Source organism: Giesbergeria giesbergeri (assembly GCF_054779375.1).
In genome coordinates this window covers 410865-429724 of sequence record NZ_BAAGYJ010000002.1, presented here as the reverse complement: position 1 = coordinate 429724, position 18860 = coordinate 410865, and the positions used below count along the sequence as shown (strand labels likewise).

The 18860-nt window shown below is 60.6% G+C and carries 13 protein-coding genes; 6 read left to right on the top strand and 7 right to left on the bottom strand.

The annotated features are described in order from the left end of the window. Positions 1–3: 3 nt before the first annotated feature. From ligA to ACYVB2_RS06120, 6 genes are all read right to left on the bottom strand, one after another. Complete coding sequence (gene ligA, locus ACYVB2_RS06145) at positions 4–2190, bottom strand: NAD-dependent DNA ligase LigA (protein WP_382434053.1); 2187 nt, start codon at positions 2188–2190, stop codon at positions 4–6. A 22-nt stretch (positions 2191–2212) separates the two neighbouring features. Then, positions 2213–3403 carry a cell division protein FtsZ gene (locus ACYVB2_RS06140; RefSeq protein WP_382434055.1) on the bottom strand — a complete coding sequence of 397 codons (1191 nt, stop codon included), beginning with the start codon at positions 3401–3403 and terminating at the stop codon, positions 2213–2215. Positions 3404–3427: 24 nt separating this feature from the next. Next, entirely contained in the window at positions 3428–6955 is a 3528-nt protein-coding gene (gene smc / locus ACYVB2_RS06135; protein ID WP_382434057.1) for a chromosome segregation protein SMC, read from the bottom strand. Positions 6956–7054: 99 nt separating this feature from the next. Next, positions 7055–9856, bottom strand: a complete 2802-nt coding sequence (locus ACYVB2_RS06130; protein WP_382434059.1) for an Hsp70 family protein — start codon at positions 9854–9856, stop codon at positions 7055–7057. Further along, the gene (locus ACYVB2_RS06125) at positions 9853–11727 is read right to left on the bottom strand and encodes an Hsp70 family protein (protein ID WP_382434061.1); all 1875 of its coding nucleotides are present in this window, start codon (positions 11725–11727) and stop codon (positions 9853–9855) included. The genes ACYVB2_RS06130 and ACYVB2_RS06125 overlap by 4 nt, the downstream gene beginning before the upstream one ends. Further along, complete coding sequence (locus tag ACYVB2_RS06120; protein ID WP_382434063.1) at positions 11724–12299, bottom strand: DUF2760 domain-containing protein; 576 nt, start codon at positions 12297–12299, stop codon at positions 11724–11726. Before ACYVB2_RS06120 ends, ACYVB2_RS06125 begins: the two co-directional genes overlap by 4 nt. A gap of 229 nt (positions 12300–12528) precedes the next feature. On the opposite strand from ACYVB2_RS06120, the gene ACYVB2_RS06115 reads away from it, so the two are divergent. Continuing rightward, positions 12529–13290 carry a GGDEF domain-containing protein gene (locus ACYVB2_RS06115; RefSeq protein ID WP_460535721.1) on the top strand — a complete coding sequence of 254 codons (762 nt, stop codon included), beginning with the start codon at positions 12529–12531 and terminating at the stop codon, positions 13288–13290. 10 nt (positions 13291–13300) lie between these two features. Then, positions 13301–14137 carry a MinD/ParA family protein gene (locus ACYVB2_RS06110; protein ID WP_382434067.1) on the top strand — a complete coding sequence of 279 codons (837 nt, stop codon included), beginning with the start codon at positions 13301–13303 and terminating at the stop codon, positions 14135–14137. 34 nt (positions 14138–14171) lie between these two features. On the opposite strand, the gene ACYVB2_RS06105 is transcribed toward ACYVB2_RS06110, so the two are convergent. Then, positions 14172–14873 (bottom strand): pirin family protein, encoded by a 702-nt coding sequence (locus ACYVB2_RS06105; protein WP_382434069.1) that lies wholly within the window; start codon positions 14871–14873, stop codon positions 14172–14174. A gap of 113 nt (positions 14874–14986) precedes the next feature. Here ACYVB2_RS06105 and ACYVB2_RS06100 point away from each other — a divergent pair, with 113 nt between their 5' ends. The 4 genes from ACYVB2_RS06100 to trmB all read left to right on the top strand — a co-directional run bounded on the left by ACYVB2_RS06100 (position 14987) and on the right by trmB (position 18848). Further along, positions 14987–15922 (top strand): LysR family transcriptional regulator, encoded by a 936-nt coding sequence (locus tag ACYVB2_RS06100; protein WP_382434071.1) that lies wholly within the window; start codon positions 14987–14989, stop codon positions 15920–15922. 69 nt (positions 15923–15991) lie between these two features. Continuing rightward, positions 15992–17170, top strand: a complete 1179-nt coding sequence (locus ACYVB2_RS06095) for an NAD(P)/FAD-dependent oxidoreductase (protein WP_382434073.1) — start codon at positions 15992–15994, stop codon at positions 17168–17170. Next, complete coding sequence (gene gluQRS / locus ACYVB2_RS06090; protein ID WP_382434074.1) at positions 17167–18078, top strand: tRNA glutamyl-Q(34) synthetase GluQRS; 912 nt, start codon at positions 17167–17169, stop codon at positions 18076–18078. The genes ACYVB2_RS06095 and gluQRS overlap by 4 nt, the downstream gene beginning before the upstream one ends. 32 nt (positions 18079–18110) lie before the next feature. Next, entirely contained in the window at positions 18111–18848 is a 738-nt protein-coding gene (gene trmB / locus ACYVB2_RS06085; protein ID WP_382434116.1) for a tRNA (guanosine(46)-N7)-methyltransferase TrmB, read from the top strand. Positions 18849–18860: the final 12 nt, after the last annotated feature.

Here is an 18860-nt window from a genome sequence, read left to right as displayed (position 1 = left end):
CGCTCAGGGTTGCTGCGCCAACAGCGCCAGCAAGCCTGCTTCATCCAGCACTGGCACGCCCAACTCTTGGGCCTTGGTCAATTTGCTGCCTGCTTCGGCTCCAGCCACCACATAGCTGGTCTTTTTACTGACTGAACCAGAGACCTTGGCACCCGCAGCCTCTAGCATGTCTTTGGCAGCATCACGACTGAGGGTGGGTAGCGTGCCCGTCAAGACGATGGTTTGACCAGCCAAGGGTTGTAAAGCCCGTTCAGATGGCGCACCTTCGGGCCACGCAAGGCCACAGGCGCGCAACTGCTCCACCACCTCACGGTGATGGGGTTGGTCAAAGAACAAGCGAATACTTTGCGCCACTACTGGCCCCACATCATTGACCTGTAGCAGTTGCTCGACCGTGGCATCCATGATGGCATCTAAGCGGCCAAAGTGACGGGCCAAGTCCTTGGCCGTGGATTCACCCACATGGCGAATACCCAAGGCAAACAAAAACCGGGGCAAGGTGGTTTGCTTAGATTGCTCTAACGCAGCCAGAATGTTTTGCGCCGACTTTTCAGCCATGCGCTCCAAGGCTACCAGTGCAGTAAGGCCCAATCGGTACAGATCGGGCAGGGTGTGGACGATACCTGCATCAACCAATTGATCGACCAATTTGCCGCCCAAGCCTTCGATGTCCATCGCCCGGCGGGCGGCAAAATGCAAAATAGCTTCTTTGCGTTGCGCTGGACAAAATAGGCCACCCGTGCAGCGGTATTCGGTCTCGCCCGGCTCGCGCACCACAGCACTGCCACACACAGGGCAGGCGGTGGGCATACGAAAGTTAGCCACATAGGGTTGGCGGGCAATCCATGCTCCATCACCAGCAGGGCTCACCACAGGCGGCACCACACCAACGACCTCAGGGATCACATCGCCAGCACGGCGCACGATGACTTGATCGCCTACACGCACCTTTTTGCGGCGCAATTCAAACAAGTTGTGCAAAGTGGCATTGGTGACGGTCACCCCCCCCACAAACACTGGAGCCAACCGCGCCACAGGCGTGAGTTTGCCAGTGCGGCCCACTTGAATGTCGATGCCCTCGACCAGCGTCATCATCTCTTGCGCTGGGTATTTGTGTGCTACGGCCCAACGTGGCTCACGGGTTTTGAAACCCAGTTCCTGCTGCAATACCAGATCGTCTACTTTGTAGACCACACCATCAATATCGTAGGGCAGCTGATCACGCTGCTGACCAACGCACTGGTGAAACGCAACCAATGCCTCAGCACCCACCACCGGCTGTACCTGCTCGGCCACCGGAAAGCCCCAGCTTTTGAGGGTTTGCAACAACCCATAATGACTCTGCCAATGTGGCGTGCCTTGAGCCAGCGGGGCTACTTCACCCACGCCATAGGCAAAAAAGCGCAAGGGCCGCTGGGCCGTGATGCCTGCATCCAACTGGCGCACAGCCCCGGCGGCCGCATTGCGTGGGTTAACAAAAGTCTTTTGCCCACGGGCGCGCTGTTCTTGGTTGAGGCGGTCAAAATCGGCCCGGGCCATGTAAACCTCGCCGCGCACCTCTAGCACAGGGGGCACGCCAGCGGGCAAAACCAGCGGTATCTGACGAATGGTGCGGATGTTGTGCGTGACATCCTCGCCCACTTCGCCATCGCCACGGGTTGCCGCCTGCACCAGCAAGCCGTTTTCATAGCGCAGACTCATTGCCAAGCCATCAAATTTGGGCTCGGCCACATAGCCGATAGGGGCTCCAGCCACCACTTCCAGCGCCAGCGGGCACAGGGCGGGGCGTTCGCCACGTTCGGCCCGCTTTTGTTCTGTGGCCAGATAGGAGCGCAATTGCTGCTCGAACTTTTCGGCGCCTGCCGCCGTCACATCAGTTTCAGTCCGGATAGAGAGCATGGGCACAGCATGGCGCACGGGGGCCAGTCCGTCCATTACTGCGCCAATCACCCGCTGCGTGGGTGAGTTGGGAGTGACCAGCTCTGGGTGCTCAGACTCTAGTGCCTGTAAACGCTGATAGACCCGGTCGTATTCAGCATCAGGCACCTCTGGTGCGTCCTGCACGTAATATTGGTGTGCCCAACGGTGCAGACAGGCTCGCAAGCGAGCGACCTCTTCAGCAGCGGGGGCTGGTGCGTTGGTCTGGGCTGTCTCTGGTGGTGTAGGAAAAAGATCAAGAGATTGGGTCACAACAGCCTACCTAGCCTAGACGTTAACTGAACAGGCGCCGAGCCAATACCGAGCCAGCAGACAGCCCGTGGCTGTCGAGCTGGTCATATAGCAGCTCCAAATCGGTGGCAATGGGGTCCATAGCCATAGCAGGCAGTGGTTGACCATTTTGATCGCACAGCACACCATCCATGACACGGCACAGTACGGTGGCAATCTCGCGCAAGCGGGTAAATGGCTGCTCAGAACGGTTGACCTGTGCCACATCCAAACTCAACATCAAATCGCGTACCGCCGATTGCTCCAAGTCTTCCGCCAGGGCCGCTTGGGTATCAAAGGCCAGCGTGAGCAGCGGTGGCAAGCCCGCGGTGGGGGCTGGCAGTAGCATTCGGCCTGCCATTGAGCCGGGTAAAAAACCCAACCGGGAGGCGTTTTGCTGCAAATAACCCGCACTCCAAGCAGCTTGGCGGGCACGCAACACAAAAGCCAGTTGGGCATCGTGTTGTCCGGCAAAATCGTCCAAGGATTTAGCACGGGCCACTTCGTGCAGCATTTCAGGAAACTCTGCGGCTGCGTGCAGCATGTCGGCAAAGGGTTGCACCTTGTGCACAAACTCGGAGAATTCGATTTCGTTCAGTGCTCCCGTGCGATTGGCCAACTGCACGCCCGCCTGAAAACGGCTGTAGCGTTGGGTCGCTACCGGGTGTTCCCACTGCTGGCTGGTCTCATTCCAAGCCTCTATGGCAAAGGGCTTGCTGCCGACCCGGCGGGTAGGGGGCAGGGCAGCCAACACCGCATCGCCGGGCACCGCCTGCTCGCAATGCAAAGTGGCAAGCGCATCAATCAATTTGTCCAAGCCCAAACGGCGATCAGGTGCAGCGTTGGGTTTGGCAGTGGGTGCCGCAGCAGCTTTTGGTGCTGCTTCAGCAGGGGCAGAGGCCACCGGAGTGCTGGGCACCTCTGCCCGTTTTTCAGGGAATGGGGTGTCATGGTCATGGTCGTGCTCTGACGCCGATGCCACTGGCGGGGGCGCAGGTGGCGTGCCATGCAGCGCCTGATCCAACAAGTGGTCAAAGGCAGGCTCTTGGCGCAATGCCGGCTCGGCAGGCGTGCCCGGTTCGGCAGGCCGCGGCTTTTTGGGGGTGTTGCGGTGGTTGGTCCAGGCGTTGTAGGCGACGATCAGGGCCAGCAACACGGCGCCGATGACGGCCAGACTGATTTGCAAGTTGCTCATGAGAGTGGTGTGCGGGTAAATGGTTCAGGTGGCATCGGCCATCGACAGGGCCGATTCCATGTCTACGGCCACAATGCGCGAGACGCCTTGCTCCTGCATGGTGACACCGATCAATTGTTCGGCCATTTCCATGGCAATCTTGTTATGGCTAATGAACAGAAATTGGGTCTGCTGGCTCATACTGGACACCAGTTTGGCATATCGTTCGGTGTTGGCGTCGTCCAAAGGGGCATCCACCTCGTCCAGCAGGCAAAACGGGGCTGGATTGAGTTGAAAAATGGCAAACACCAAGGCAATGGCCGTGAGGGCTTTTTCGCCACCAGACAACAGGTGGATGGTCTGGTTTTTCTTGCCCGGCGGCTGGGCCATGACCTGTACGCCCGAATCCAGAATTTCATCACCCGTGATGATAAGGCGTGCATTGCCACCGCCAAACAGTTCTGGAAACATACGCCCAAAATGCCGGTTGACGGCATCGAAGGTGCCTGAGAGCAGGTCACGGGTTTCGCCGTCGATTTTGCGGATCGCATCTTCTAGCGTCTGCATGGCATCGGTCAGATCGGTGGTCTGGGCATCCAAAAAGGTTTTGCGCTCGCGGGCAGCCACCAATTCTTCTAATGCTGCCAAATTGACAGCCCCCAGCGCCGTAATCTCGCGGTGCAGGCGGTCAATCTCAGATTGCAGGCCCGTAGCGCGCACTTGGCCTTGGGCAATGGAGCGTTCCACGGCCTCTAGGTCGGCTTGGGCTTCGGTCAGCAAGGTGCTAAATTGCTCTAACCCTAGCCGAGCGGCCTGTTCTTTGAGCTGGCAGTCGGTGATGCGTTGGCGCAGCGGCTCCAGGGCGCGCTCCAGTTGCAGGCGCTGCTCGTCGGTGCTGCGCAATTGCGCAGTGAGATCATCGTATTGGCTGCGCTGAGCGGCCAAGTGGTGTTCGCGTTGCATTTTGAGCGCCAGCAAGTCTTGCAAACCGCCCTGGGCAGCAGCATCAGACAGGCGCTCCAGCTCTGCTTGGGCGCGCACACGCTCATCGGCCAGCGTGGTGGCTTGCTGGCGGGCGGTATCTAAAGTACGCGACAACTCGGCCCGGCGGGCCTCTAGGCTGCGTTGGGCAAACAGTGCTTCTTGGGCTTGACGCTCTAGGCTGCGTTGCTGTTCGCGGCATTGGTTCAAGCGGCGTTCGGCATCAAGCACGCGGTCGTCAAATTGTGCATGGGCCTCTTGGCTGTCGGCCAATTGCATATCCAAGGTTTCAAAACGCGCTTCTGCGGTGACGCGGCGCTCTTGCAAGTCATCGAGTTGGACTTGCACCTCATCCAGATCGGCACCAATCTGCGCGCTGCGGGCTTGGGTTTGCGCTAGCAATTGCGCCAGCCGCAGATGTTCTACCTGCAAGGCATGGGCTTGGGTTTGGGCCTCAGTGGCGGTGCGGCGCAACGTGGTGAGCTGCTGCACCGTATCGGCATAGGCCGCTTCCGCACGCAACAAGGTGGTACGGGCTTCTTCGGTGATGAGCGTTTGGGCGCGCAGTGCTTTGTCCAGATGCTCGATGTCTTGCGCTCTGGCCAACAGCCCAGCTTGTTCGGAGTCTTGGGCATAAAAGGCCACACTGTGCAAGGTGACAGCATGGCCCTCGGGCACATACAAGGTTTCTCCGGGCTGGAGTTGTGCGCGCCGGTTCAGGGCTTCATCCAACGTCTGGGCGGTATAGCAGCCCTGTAGCCAATCTTGCAACACCGCCTGCAAGCGGGCATCGTGCAAGCGCAAGTGGTCGGCCAGCTGCGGCAAAACGGCCCCCGCAGATCGCAACACGGCTGGTTGGGCTGCACTAAAAAAAGCCAATTTGGCAGGTGGCCCATCACCCGTGGCCCCAACCAGCCCGCGCACCCGGTCTAGGCTACCCACCTCCAACGCAGACAGGCGTTCACGCAGCGCGGCCTCTAGGGCGTTTTCCCAACCCGGCTCGATATGCAGGCGAGTCCACAAAGCGGGCAAGTCGTCTAAGCCGTGGCGCTGCAACCAAGGATGCAGCTTGCCATCGGTTTTGAGCTTTTCTTGCAGGGTTTGCAACGCTTCGAGCCGAGCAGACAACTCGGCCTGTCGAGCGTTTTCGGCATTGAAAGCCTGCTGATATTGGCGGCGGGCCTCGTCACGTTGCGGCACGGCCTCTTGGGCTTCGGCCAAACTGGCTTGGGTGGTTTCTAGCGCCTCTTGCGCCGCTTGCAGTTGCTGTTGCAAATGCTGCACACCGCTGGCATCGGGGGCAGTTAAGGCTTGGCGCTCGGCGCGCAGGCGCTCATAGCGGCTTTGCAGTTGGCGGCTTTGCTCCTCAATGCTACGTTGCTCGGCGGCCAGCACTTGGATTTGCTGCTGCACCTGTACCACCACGGCCCGCTGGCTGTTGGCCCGGCTTTGGCTGTGGCGCAGGGCCTCTTCCAGATCGGGCAGGCGCATGGCCTGCTCTTCCAGTTGGGCTTGGAGCAGTTCAGTCTGTTCTTCGGCCTCTAACCCGGCACCGGCCAGATTTTCGAGTTCAAAGTGGGCCTCTTCGCTGCGCGCCTCCCACTGGCTGATTTGTTCGGCCAGCGTGCCTAGGCGCAACTGCACGCGCTGGCGGGCCTCCACCACATAGCGGATTTCAGCCTCTAGGCGACCAATCTCGGCATTGGTCTCATAAACTTGGCCTTGCGCTTGGGTGACACCATCGCCCGCTGCATAGTGGGCTTGGCGGATGGTTTCCAATTGCGCCTCTAGGTGGCGCAAGGCGGCCATTTGTGCTTCCAGCTCATTGACGGCCTGCAAGCCTTGGGCCTGCACAGCGGCCTGATCAGCTTGGGCATCTGCGCGGCGCAAAAACCAAAGTTGCTGCTGCTTGAGGGTGGCGCTGGCGTGCAAAGTTTGGTACTTTTGTGCGACCTCGGCCTGTTTTTCGAGCTTCTCGAGGTTGGCGTTGAGTTCGCGCAGGATGTCTTCTACCCGGATCAGATTCTCGCGGGTGTCGTGCAGGCGGTTTTCGGTCTCACGGCGGCGCTCTTTGTACTTGGAAACCCCGGCAGCCTCTTCTAAAAACAGACGCAAGTCTTCGGGGCGGGACTCCAGAATGCGGTTGATGGTGCCTTGGCCGATGATGGCGTAAGCCCGTGGCCCCAGCCCGGTGCCCAAAAACACGTCTTGCACATCACGCCGACGCACAGGCTGGTTGTTGATGTAGTAGCTACTGTTGCCATCGCGGGTGAGCACCCGCTTGACGGCAATCTCGGTGTATTGGTTCCATTGGCCACCCGCGCGGTGGTCATCGTTGTCAAACACCAGCTCTACGCTGGCGCGGCTGGCCTGTTTGCGCCGGGTGGTACCGTTAAAAATCACGTCCTGCATCGACTCGCCGCGCAGCTCTGAGGCCTTGCTTTCGCCCAACACCCAGCGCACAGCATCCATGATGTTGGATTTACCACAGCCGTTGGGGCCGACCACGCCCACCAACTGCCCCGGCAGCATGAAATGGGTGGGTTCAGCAAAAGATTTGAAGCCAGAGAGCTTAATGGAATTGAGACGCACGGATCACCCTGTAACACCGCGCCGCTGGCGCAGCCGCCAGGGCCACGCGGCCAACACCGCCCGGCATGTCACCATGCCTAACGATTCAAGGTGTGAATGTTACCCGAGCTGGTCAGCTCCAGTATGGAGCAGCTGCAAACCCGGCGGCAGCGCCTCACCAAAGCTGCGGCGTTGGTCGGCTTCGTCCAGCGCCAGCACTTCGCGCACCATCGCCCCCCACGCCGGGGGAGCCTTGGCAGCTTGCAAACGTGCCATCACCTGCTCACGCACCGGCCAAGGCAGGTCGCGGGCGCGGTCGCCACTACAACGGGCCAACTGAACGGCAGCAAAAGCGGCAGGCTCTACCTGTTTCCAATCCAGCCCCAGCAGCACCTGCAACCAGAGTAGGGCTGTATCGGCAGGCACCACATGGTGGGCACTGCCATACAACGGTACACGCGCGCCCAAACGCCCCAGCGCCCACCAAGTGTGGGCTTTTTCAGGGTGACGCTGCCAGCGGTCGAGCAACCAATGCCCAATATCCACCCGATGCCCTGCCGGCACCTGCTCGAGCGTGGCGGCCAAGCGCACCATGTCGTCATAGCTGCCATGCAGGGGAGACTTGCTGCGCGGGGCATCTGCGATGGTTTCCAAATGGCCGACCAATGGCTCCAATAGTTGCAGTTGTTGGGCCTCGTTCAGGCCTGCGGCAGTACGGCGCCACAGTGTCCACCATTCTGACCAGTTGCCACTTTCGGCCACATACTGGATGCCTTGGGGAAACAACGTCCAAAGTTGTTCTACCCGCCACGCGTCCAACGGTGCGCCAGTACCCGGCCGCAGACAGTAACCTGCCAAATTGAGCCAAACACGCTCGTGCTCGGCACTGCGGCGACGGCGCTTGGCACCAGCCCACAGGGCATCAAACAAACCACGCAGCAGGGGCAGACTCCATTCTTCACGGCGGCCCAGCAGGCGCTCTAGGGTTTGGCGCAACTGGCGCACCTCACGGGCCTCGGGTTTGTGGGTGCCGGTGCCAAAAATACGCTCAATCTGCGCCAGTGCCTCGGGCAGCCGTGGGTGCGGTGGTGCTGTGGCGGCAGTATGCTGCGCATCAGCGCCTTGCACACCGCCACGCAGCTCAAAAGCCAACGACCAACGTTGCGCTGCGTCATCTGCCTGCGTGCAATGCATCTCCAAAGTACCTACTTCGGTGATGCTGGCTGTGAGCTGCACTCGCACCTCCCGACGGCGTTGACCTTCGGGGCAGGGCAACACCGCCGACAATTGCGGCAGCCGCACAAACTGTGCTGCATCATCGCCCTCGAGCAAGACCACATCTCCTGCTTGCCAAGGTGTGCTGGCCGAGGACGACAGCAAATGGAAACGCACGGCCTGCCCCAAGCGCAGCGCAAAAACATGATCGGCCAGATGCACTGGCACACCCTCTGGCGTGCCCCGTGGCAGCACACAAATGCCCTGTGGCTTAGTGTCTGGGTTGCTATGTTCGAGCAGCAAAAAATAGCTGCGCGCCGACCCACCACCAATTCCAGCCCCCAAAGCAGGCACCCGGCCAGCGCGCACCAGTGCATGGGCTACCGCACCACGGGCCACAGCCACATCGGGCGCATCGTTGTGCAGCACCTGCAACGGTGCGCCGCGCCAAGAGGCCAACACCTGTTCCAGCCGCTGTGCCAAGGCCGGAGCGCGAAACACACCACCGTTGAGCAGCAAGGTATCGGGCAGCCCTAGTTCGGCATGGCGGGCCAAGAAATCAGCCAAATGGCGGGTAATAGCGGCATCAGCCGGGTAGGGCAGACCAAACTCCACAATGCCCGACCGCCGCCGCTGGGGCCGGGCGCTGGCAGGCTCGTGCGGCAAAAAGCCATCGACCACCAGCAGCTCCAGATCTGCACGGCTGATCTCGACCGAACGGGCCGCCCCCAACAATTGCGAACCCGCACCCAACAAGGTGACCGTGGCGCGTTCAGGGGCGTCTGGCCCCAGCAGCAGTTCTTTAGCCACCCGGCACCGCTGCACCAATTGCGCCAAACGTGTGGCCGATAGCGGCGCTGTGCCCCCCAAACGGCGCTCTACCCAATGCGCCAGCGCCAAGTCCATGTTATCGCCACCCAGCATCAGGTGGTCACCCACCCCCATGCGCGTGAGCTGGGGCACAGCACCCTGGCCATGCTCTACCTGAATCAACGTTAAGTCGGTGGTACCGCCCCCCACATCGCACACCAGCACCAGCCGCGACTGTGCCAACGTATCTGCGCAATGCTGGGCATGGCGCAGTAGCCAGTCCTGAAAAGCCGCCTGTGGCTCCTCCAGTAGCCGCACTGTGGGCAAACCGGCGTGGCAGGCAGCCTCCAGCGTCAAGGCGCGTGCCCCCTCATCAAAGGAGGCCGGCACTGTGAGGATGATGTCTTGCTGTTCTAGTGGCGATTTGGGAAAACGCGCATTCCATACCGCACGCACATGGGCCAAATAACTGGCACTGGCCAACACTGGCGATATTTTGGGGACATCGTCCGCCGCCCCCCAAGGCAAGATAGCCGCCATGCGATCCACCCCCGCATGGGACAACCAACTTTTGGCACTGCTGACCAAGCGCCCCGGCACCTGTGCCCCCAAATCACGGGCATAGCGCCCCAGCACAGCAGGTGGCTGTTGGGCTTGACCTTGGTGCTGCGGCTCTAACCACATTGGCTGCAAGGCCACGGGCGGCAGCTCTCCCGGTGCTGGGTGGTAGCGCACCGAGGGCAGCAGCACCTGCTCGGCCAGTGCCCCCGGCCCCACCAGTTGCTTCATGGGCAGCAACTGCACACCTGCGGCATCTTTGGCCCGGCCCAAGGCGGCATAAGCCACTACCGTGTGGCTCGTGCCCAGGTCAATGCCAACGCTATAGCGTGCGCTCACGGCTGTGCGGGCTGGGCCTCACCCCGAGCGTCCAACTCAACCTTCCAACGCTCCGTGCCCCCCACGGGCAGGGCTTCCAGTTCCAGCACACCCGCTTCGGTGATACGGGCGTGGAGGCGCACACGCACCACCTCGCCAGCCGTGCGCCCTTGGGTGGGCAAGTGGGCTTCAATGGCTTGCAATTCGTGCAGCTCATCAGGTGCCCAGAAATCGAGCGTTGTGCCAACTTGGTCTTGGCGGCGCACCGAAGAGCCGAAGAAGCGAAAATGCACCGACTCGCCCACCACCAAGCCAAACTCTTGGCCGGGTAAGGTAGCCTCACTGCCTTCTTCCATGCCAAAGGGCGCCAAGCACAGCGCCTGAATCGGCGGCTCCATCCCCGGAATAGCAGGCATCGAAGACTCCACAGCCACGTAATAAGCCTGTGCCGTACCGCCCCGAATGCGCACGCCTCGGCCCCGGCGCACATAGCCATAGTAGGCCGCACCGCGGGCTACGGCCAAATCCAAATCAGCACCAGCCAACAAACGTGCTGGGGCGGCTCCTTCGGCTTGCAACCAACCATTGAGGGTGCCCAGCACGCGATCAGCAATCGCACCCGACTTGAGCACACCGCCATTGAACAGCACCGCCGTCGGGTGTAAGAAGGTAGCGGCCTCTGGCAAGCTGCTGCCCAAGCCCTCCAATTGCGCCGTGGCACCGCGTTGACGGGTCAGAAAGGCCGCCAAATGCCGGGTGATAGCCGCATCCTGCGCATAGGGCAGGCCCAATTGCGTCAAGGCGGCACGGGCACGGCTGATAGGCTGATCCGACACCGCTGCGGACGGGAAAAACCCCTCCAGCAAGGTTTGCTCTAACTCTTGGCGCGTGACTTCAGTGCGGATAGAGCCACCAATCAGCTTGGAGCCTCGGCTAGGCACCACCACTGGCACGGCCATCACGGTAGCATCGCTGAACAAGGTTTCTTTGGCGCTGCGGCAGGCATGGGCCAAAGCCCGCGTCTGCCAAGGGTCTAACTGTTTGCCCTCAGCGGCCAACTTGCGCGCTACACCGTAGGCCAGTGCCAAATCCATGTTGTCGCCACCGAGCAAAATATGCTCACCCACCGCCACACGCTGCAACTCCAAATTGCCATCGCGCTCGAGCACCGCCATCAGCGACAAGTCGGTGGTACCGCCGCCTACATCCACCACCAGAATGATGTCGCCTTGGCGCACTTGCTTGCGCCACTGACCAGCACTGCGCTCAATCCAGCTGTACAACGCCGCCTGAGGCTCCTCCAACAAGGTGAGGTGATGAAAACCAGCAGACTGGGCGGCTTCTGCAGTCAATTCGCAGGCCGCCGGGTCAAATGAGGCTGGAATAGTGACGGTCACCTCCTGCTGTGCCAGCGGCGCCTCGGGATGCTGCTGATCCCAAGCAGCCTTCAGGTGCGACAAGTAACGGATAGAAGCCTCTAACGGCGAGACGCGCTGCACCTCTTCGGGCGCATCTACCGGCAAAACTGGGCCACGCCGATCCACACCGGGATGGCAGAGCCAGCTTTTGGCACTGCTCACCAAACGAATGGGCGTGGCCGCCCCCCGACTGCGCGCCAGTTCACCCACGGCAAAGTCTTGTGCTGCCACCCAAGGCAGGGCCAAATCACCAGAGGCCATCTCGCTGGCATGGGGCAGATACATGAACGAGGGCAACAACGTCTTGCCCTCCACCGCACCGGGGCCAGTGAGTTGCGGGATTTCTAACACACCCTGGGCCACTTTTTCGCCATCGCTGGTTTGGGTATCTACCCAAGACAACGCGCAGTGGGTGGTGCCCAAGTCGATGCCCACGGTATAGCGGGGGGGTTGGTTCAAGGGGGCAAAGCTCACAGTTCTACCTCCGCCGGGGCCAGCACACGGGCATCATGGCCTTGGGCCAGTTGGGGCAGACGGCTGTCACTCACGCGCCAGCCTTGGTGTACCAGCGTACCCGTAAAGGGTGGCTGTCCCACCACATTCCCTGTAACACGCACCGCCGTTGCATCAAAACCGGCAGGCAACGTAATGCGGCTGCCTTCAGCCTCAGTGCGCACCGTGGCAATGGTGAAATGCTCACGTAATACCTTGCGACAGCCCTCATGCACAACACGGGCTGCACCACCAATCTCAGCATCCGAGAATGCGGCCACATCCTGCTCCATAAAATCGACAAACCGTGCTTCACGCTGCAAGAGGCCCAACAGTTGCAAAGCAGCCGTCTCTGGCGGTGCCTGCCATACTGGGGCGGCAGGCGCTGGTGCCACAGGTGTGGCTACAGGGGCAGGCGCTACTGGAGCAGCCACTGGCACGCCATCGCGCAACTGCGCCACACTGGCCGCAAAATCAGGCCGGGCAATGATGGCAAAAAAACTGCTGATAGCCAGCGCAATGCGCCCCATCAGGGAAGGAGGTGGTTTTGTCATGCACAAATCTTTTTGTTGCGGGCTGGGACGCCCTAGGGCTGCGCTACAAAAAGCTGCGCACCTGACAGCGGCCCAGCAACGCCGGGAGGGAAGGTCGTAGCATCGTATTATCCAACGGGCCTGAGCCGTACTGACGGTAGCCCTGTGCAGCCCCAGAGGATTTGGGGGCTGTCTGGCGCAGTAGGTCACTGCGCGGGGTTATACTTAACGCACTGTGCCTACACCTGCCGTGTCACCTGCTACACCTTCCCACCTCGTTGACCTGCACGATCTGCGTCTGGACGAGGCGCGGGCGTTGGTAGGCCCGGTCACGGCGCAACCTACAGCCCCCCCCAACGCCACCCGCTATCTGCAATCCATGATTGATGGGTTGTGTGAGCTATCGCTGCGCGACCCCTTGACGGGGCTGGCCAACCGGCGCCACTTCCTGAACGTGGTCGAATGCGAAATCGACCGTGTGGCCCGCTCAGGCGAATCCGCCCTGCTGCTGCTGCTGGATATTGACCACTTTAAGCAAGTCAATGACAACCACGGCCATTTGGCCGGCGACAGGGTGTTGCAGGAAATTGCCCGCATCCTCAGCACCTGTGTGCGCCCTATGGACACCTTGGCCCGCTACGGCGGCGAAGAATTCGCGGTGGTATTGCCTGGCTGTCAGGCGGCTTTTGGTCACACCGTGGCCGAGCGCATTCGGCAAGCTGTCGAGGCCACCCCCATACGCATTGCCCCCTCCAAAGAAGTGCATGTCACCATCAGCATAGGCGGTGCCTTTGCACTGCAATGGATACGTTCAACGGCCTCGCTGTGGGTAGATCGGGCCGACTTGCAACTCTACAAAGCAAAATCGGCCGGGCGCAACCGCGTACACATAGAAGAACAACCCAGCAGCACCGTGACTGCAGAAGAGAAAGGCCTGCTGTTTGGCACGCTTTACCCGCCGTCCGGCTGGGATGATCCGTCTCCCCAAAACCCGACCGACAGCGCCTTTTGAAAGCGACGAGATGAGCGACGCGCCGTCCACCCAAACCCTCCATGCAGACGCCCCTGAGGCGTCCCGGTACTCCGGTGCCCGCATCATTGCCGTGACCAGTGGCAAGGGTGGTGTGGGCAAAACTTTTGTTTCTGCCAATCTGGCCGCTGCCCTGGCCCGGCGCGGCAAACGTGTGCTGGTACTTGATGCCGACCTCGGTTTGGCCAATCTGGATGTGGTGCTCAACCTGCATCCCAAACTCACCTTGCACGATGTGTTCACTGGTAAGGCACGCCTTGAAGAAGCGGTCGTGGCGGCACCCGGTGGTTTCTCGGTGCTATTGGCGGGTTCGGGCATGGTCGAATACTCGCGCCTGACACAAGAGGTGCGCAGCCAGTTCTACCATGCCGTGCAAAAGCTGGCCCCCTACTTCGATGTGATCTTGCTCGACACTGGTGCCGGCATCTCCGAAGTGGTGCTGTTTTCTATCTCGTTGGCCTCTGAGGTGCTGATTGTGGCTACACCAGAGCCAACCTCGCTCACCGACGCTTATGCCGCCATCAAGGTGTTGGCCATGCAGCAAAAACGCCAGCATGTTCGCATGATCGTCAACCAGGCAGCACGCCCCGGTGATGGCCGTGCCATTACCGGCCAGTTGCAGCAGGTCATTGACCGCTTTGTCATGACCGATTCGGGGCGGCCTTTGCGCCTGATCCACATGGGTGACATCCCTGCCGACCCCGCAGTGCGCGAGGCCGTGATGCGCCGCCAACTGCTGCAATTGCTCACTCCCGGCTGTCCGGCGGCATTGGCCGTATCGCAATTAGCCAACAAAATCGTCGAGACCTTGCTGGCACGCGCTGCCTAAATACCACCGCCGCCCAGCCCCTTGTTCTAAGGTATCAGGGGGCCAGATCAAACACCAGCACTTCAGCCGCTTGCGCTTGGTTCAGCGTCAAATGGCTTTCTGCACTGAGCAAGGCGGCATCCCCGGCGCTTAAAGGCTGTCCGTTCACTTGTAAACTGCCACGCGCCAAAAAGACATAGGCTTTGCGCGTGGGGTTCAGCGCCAGCGTCACCTCGGCATGGCCATCTAAGAGCCCCGCATACAACGAGGCATCCGCATGGATTTGTACCGAGTCTTGTGCGCCATCGGGTGATGCCAACAGGCACAGACGGCCCTGTTTACGTTGAGCCTCAAACCGTTTTTGCTCATAGCTTGGTGCCATGCCACGGGTATGCGGCATGATCCATATTTGCAACAGATGGGTTTGCTGCCCCGCAGCATGGTTGAACTCGCTGTGTACCACACCGCTGCCTGCACTCATGCGCTGCACCTCGCCAGGAGAGACCGTGCGAACATGGCCCATGCTGTCTTCGTGCGCCAGCTCCCCCGCCAGCACATAGGTAATGATTTCCATATCTCGATGGCCGTGGGCACCAAAGCCGGTGCCGGGGGCAATCCAATCCTCGTTAATCACGCGCAGATTGCCAAAACCCATATGCTCTGGGTCGTAGTAGCCCGCAAAAGAAAAGCTGTGATAAGAACGCAGCCAGCCGTGGTCGGCATAGCCTCGATCTTGTGATTTGCGAATAACCAACATGGCATTTCTCCTCTCATCGATTAGAAGCCTTGACTGTAGGCGGCAGCGCCTGCGTTGGCGTGCAGGCCACTTGACGGGATAATGCAAAAAATTGCAATCAATAACCCGCCACCATGCGAAATCCACGCGATGTCCTGACGCCCGATAGCCTGGCTATGTTGCATGAAATTGCGGTGGCTGGCAGTTTTGCCGCTGCGGCTCGCACACTAGGGCTTGTGCCCAGTGCACTAACCTACCGCGTACGCCAAATCGAAGAGGCTCTGGATGTACTGCTGTTTGACCGCAGTTCCCGCCAAGCCCGCCCTACCCCGGCAGGCACCGAGTTACTGCGCGAAGGCCAACGCTTGTTGCAAGACATCGATGCCGTAGCCCACCGGGTGCGTCGTGTTGCTACCGGCTGGGAGCCACAGCTGACCATCGCCATCGACGGCGTGATCTCCCCCCACACCATCTTGGAGCTGGTACAGGCGTTCTACGCACTGCATCCCCCCACCCGGCTCAAACTGCGCGATGAAATTCTCTCGGGCACCTTAGAAGCCCTGACCTCAGGACGGGCAGATTTGGCTATTGGTGTGGGAGTCAATGCGAGCAATGTAGCCGGATTGCAGTTAGAGGTGCTGGGCGACAGCACCTTTCTGTTTGCCGTGGCACCACACCACCCATTGGCCCATACGCCAGAGCCAATCAGTGATGCCCACTTGCTACAACACCGGCTGGTGGCAGTGGCCGACTCAGCCCACAGCGACAACACCAGCATCGGTCTGCTGGGTGGGCAAGATGTGCTGACCGTCGATTCGATGCAGGCCAAACTTCAGGTGCAACTGCGGGGCTTAGGCTGTGGTTTTCTGCCCATCGCGATGGCCCGGCCCTATCTTGAGGCAGGTCGGCTGGTTGCGCGGCGGGTTGCCCGCTCTGAGCGCAATGTGCGTTTGCACTATGCCTGGAAGGGCAGTGCCAAACCACCGGGACGGGCACTGCAATGGTGGCTAGAACAACTGCGCAGCCGTGCGACCCGAATAGCCCTACTGGAAAACCACCATCACTTTTAGCAGAATCTGCCTGCGGGCAGTGTAGAGTGCCAAGGTCTGCTTCCCCCCTCGCTTGCTGAAAGGTCTGCCATGCCTCGCCGTACCCCTGCCACTTCTTCTGTTCGCTCCAGCCGCCTGCACAGCAGCCATTCTCCCCAGAGTCCACGCCACTTTGCTGTGGTTGGTGCCGGAGTCGCAGGCATTGCCTGCGCCCGCACACTGTTGCAAGCAGGCCACCAAGTCACAGTGTTCGAAAAATCCAACCAAGTGGGCGGGCGCACTGCCACCCACGATTCACCATTTGGCAGTTTCGATGCTGGGGCGCAATACTTCACTATCCGCGATGAACGCTTTGCACTGGCGCTGGACACCGCGCCCAACGTGTTCCGGCCTTGGAGTGCCAATGCCATTCGGGTACTCGACGCCACAGGCCATGTAGCCTCTGCCAGCCAACCCCCTGGAGAAGCCCATTGGGTAGCCACACCGGGCATGTCCGCCCTGGCCGATGCTTGGGCTGAGCCTCTGCGCCAAGGCGGCCACTTGCACACCAATGCCCATGTCGTCGCCATTGAGCGCGATCCGGTCAAACCACAGCATTGGCAGGTGCGTGCCCAAAGCCCAGACGGCGCCCAACAGGTAGTAGCAGGCTTTGATGCCGTGCTGCTGGCACAGCCTGCCGATCCCGCCAGATCGCTGCTGACCCAGTCGGGCATTCAAACCCCTTTGGTGGCAGAAATTGCGGGCGTTATCACTGCCCCCTGTTGGACGATGATGCTGGCATTCCCACAATCAGTACGTCCCGGCCTGACCACCTTAGGGCCACAATGGAATGCAGCCCGCAGCACCCACCACCGCATTGCGTGGCTGGCGCGTGAATCCTCCAAACCCCAACGCGGTATCGTAGAGCGTTGGACCGTACAGGCCAGCCCAGCTTGGTCGCATGAACACCTCAACGATGACAGCAGTCGGGTACAAGCCAAACTGCTCAAAGCCTTTGCCGAAGTCACGGGCATCCATGCCCAACCCGGCTATGTTGAAATGCGCCGCTGGCGCCACGCCCAAACCACCCAACCCTTAGGCAGAAGCCACCTGTTGGACAGCCATATGGGCATTGGCGCTTGCGGCGACTGGTGTTTGGGCCACCGGCTAGAAGACGCCTTCCTTTCTGGTCTGGAACTGGCCTTGGCCGTGGATTTCAGCGTCAACTTCCAGCAGCAGATCGCCACAGGCATGCTCGAGAGCATGAAGGCCATCCCTCCAGGCGCATGAACATACAGCCTGTCTATGTGGGCCGCTTTGCCCCGTCCCCCACAGGGCCATTGCATGCAGGCTCCTTGGTCGCAGCACTGGCCAGTTGGCTCGATGCCCGCGCTTGGAATCAAGGACGGGGCGGGCGCTGGCTGGTGCGCATCGAAGACATAGACACACCGCGCTGCATGCCTGGTGCAGCCGATACCATCCTGCACCAGCTCGCTACCTGTGGACTGCAACCCGATGCGCCACCGCTGCGGCAATCCAGCCGCTCGGCAGCCTACCAACAGGCACTGGATCAATTGGCCGCCCAAGGCTTGGCCTACCCCTGCGCCTGTTCACGCAAAGACATTGCCGAAATCCACGCTGCGCAGGGGCAGTCCCGCGAACGGCATGCCCTCATGCCTTATCCCGGCACCTGCCGTCAAGGTCTGCATGGACGCACGGCCCGTGCCTGGCGCTTCAACACACAGGACGCGCCTACCGTCACCTGGAACGACCGGCGTCTGGGGCCACAACAGCAAAATGTGGCCCAAAGCGTGGGGGACTTTGTGCTGCGGCGGGCCGATGGGCTGTGGGCCTACCAACTGGCGGTGGTCGTGGACGACGGCGCCCAAGGGATTACCCACATCGTCCGTGGAGAAGATTTGGCAGACAATACGCCACGCCAAATGTTGTTACAACAGGCATTGGGCCTGCCCACCCCCCACTACCTGCACACCCCGCTAGTGTGTGCAGCCAATGGAGAAAAGCTCTCCAAACAGCACGGCGCTCCTGCCCTCGATCTGCGTTCGCCCTTACAGGCCTTGTCAGCAGCCGCCCAAGTGCTCCAACTACCCAAAGTGACATCAGAGCAGGCTACACTGTCAGATGCCCTGGCCCTGTGGATCAGGGCTTGGACGCATCTCTACAATCAGCCCCTGTGACTGCAACCCCCAACCCCACCCCCATTCTTGGCATGGATGCCACTTCTGTTGCCGCTTCCCAGCCCAGCCCCCAAGCTCCTGCTGGCGTGGCCTACCCCAAAACCATCAAGAGCTTCGTACGCCGCGCCGGACGCACCACCTCGGGCCAAACCAAGGCTTTTGAAGAGTTGGGGCCACGCTTTATCCTGCCCTACAGCGGCCAGCTGTTAGAGGCACCTGCTGTGTTTGGCCGCAACGCACCCTTAATTCTGGAAATTGGCTTTGGCATGGGCGAAGCCACTGCACATATTGCCCATGTGCGCCCCAACGACAACTTTCTGTGCTGCGAAGTGCATGAGCCCGGCGTGGGCGCTTTGCTCAAGCGCATTGGCGAACAAGACATCCAAAACATCCGCATCCTGCAACACGATGCCGTAGAAGTGATTGACCACATGCTGGCCCCAGCCAGCTTGGATGGCATCCATATCTTCTTTCCCGACCCGTGGCACAAGAAAAAACACAACAAGCGCCGCCTGATTCAACCCCCTCTGGTTGCTAAACTGGCTGCACGGCTCAAGCCCAGTGGCTATCTGCACTGCGCCACCGACTGGCAACCCTATGCAGAGCAAATGCTAGAGGTGCTTGGTGCCGAACCACTCCTGCACAACAGCAGCCACCAAACCGATGGCTATGCTGTCCAGCCTGACTATCGCCCTCTGACCAAATTCGAGAACCGGGGTTTGCGTCTGGGCCACGGCGTTTGGGATCTGGTTTTTTTGCGCCGCTCCTGAAATTACCCATTC

Coding starts and splice junctions, on each gene's coding strand:
- gluQRS (WP_382434074.1), top strand. CDS start 17,167: ATGAACATACAGCCTGTCTATGTGGGCCGCTTTGCCCCGTCCCCCACA.
- ACYVB2_RS06110 (WP_382434067.1), top strand. CDS start 13,301: ATGAGCGACGCGCCGTCCACCCAAACCCTCCATGCAGACGCCCCTGAG.
- ACYVB2_RS06120 (WP_382434063.1), bottom strand. CDS start 12,299: ATGACAAAACCACCTCCTTCCCTGATGGGGCGCATTGCGCTGGCTATC.
- ACYVB2_RS06095 (WP_382434073.1), top strand. CDS start 15,992: ATGCCTCGCCGTACCCCTGCCACTTCTTCTGTTCGCTCCAGCCGCCTG.
- trmB (WP_382434116.1), top strand. CDS start 18,111: ATGGATGCCACTTCTGTTGCCGCTTCCCAGCCCAGCCCCCAAGCTCCT.
- ACYVB2_RS06100 (WP_382434071.1), top strand. CDS start 14,987: ATGCGAAATCCACGCGATGTCCTGACGCCCGATAGCCTGGCTATGTTG.
- ACYVB2_RS06140 (WP_382434055.1), bottom strand. CDS start 3,403: ATGAGCAACTTGCAAATCAGTCTGGCCGTCATCGGCGCCGTGTTGCTG.
- ACYVB2_RS06105 (WP_382434069.1), bottom strand. CDS start 14,873: ATGTTGGTTATTCGCAAATCACAAGATCGAGGCTATGCCGACCACGGC.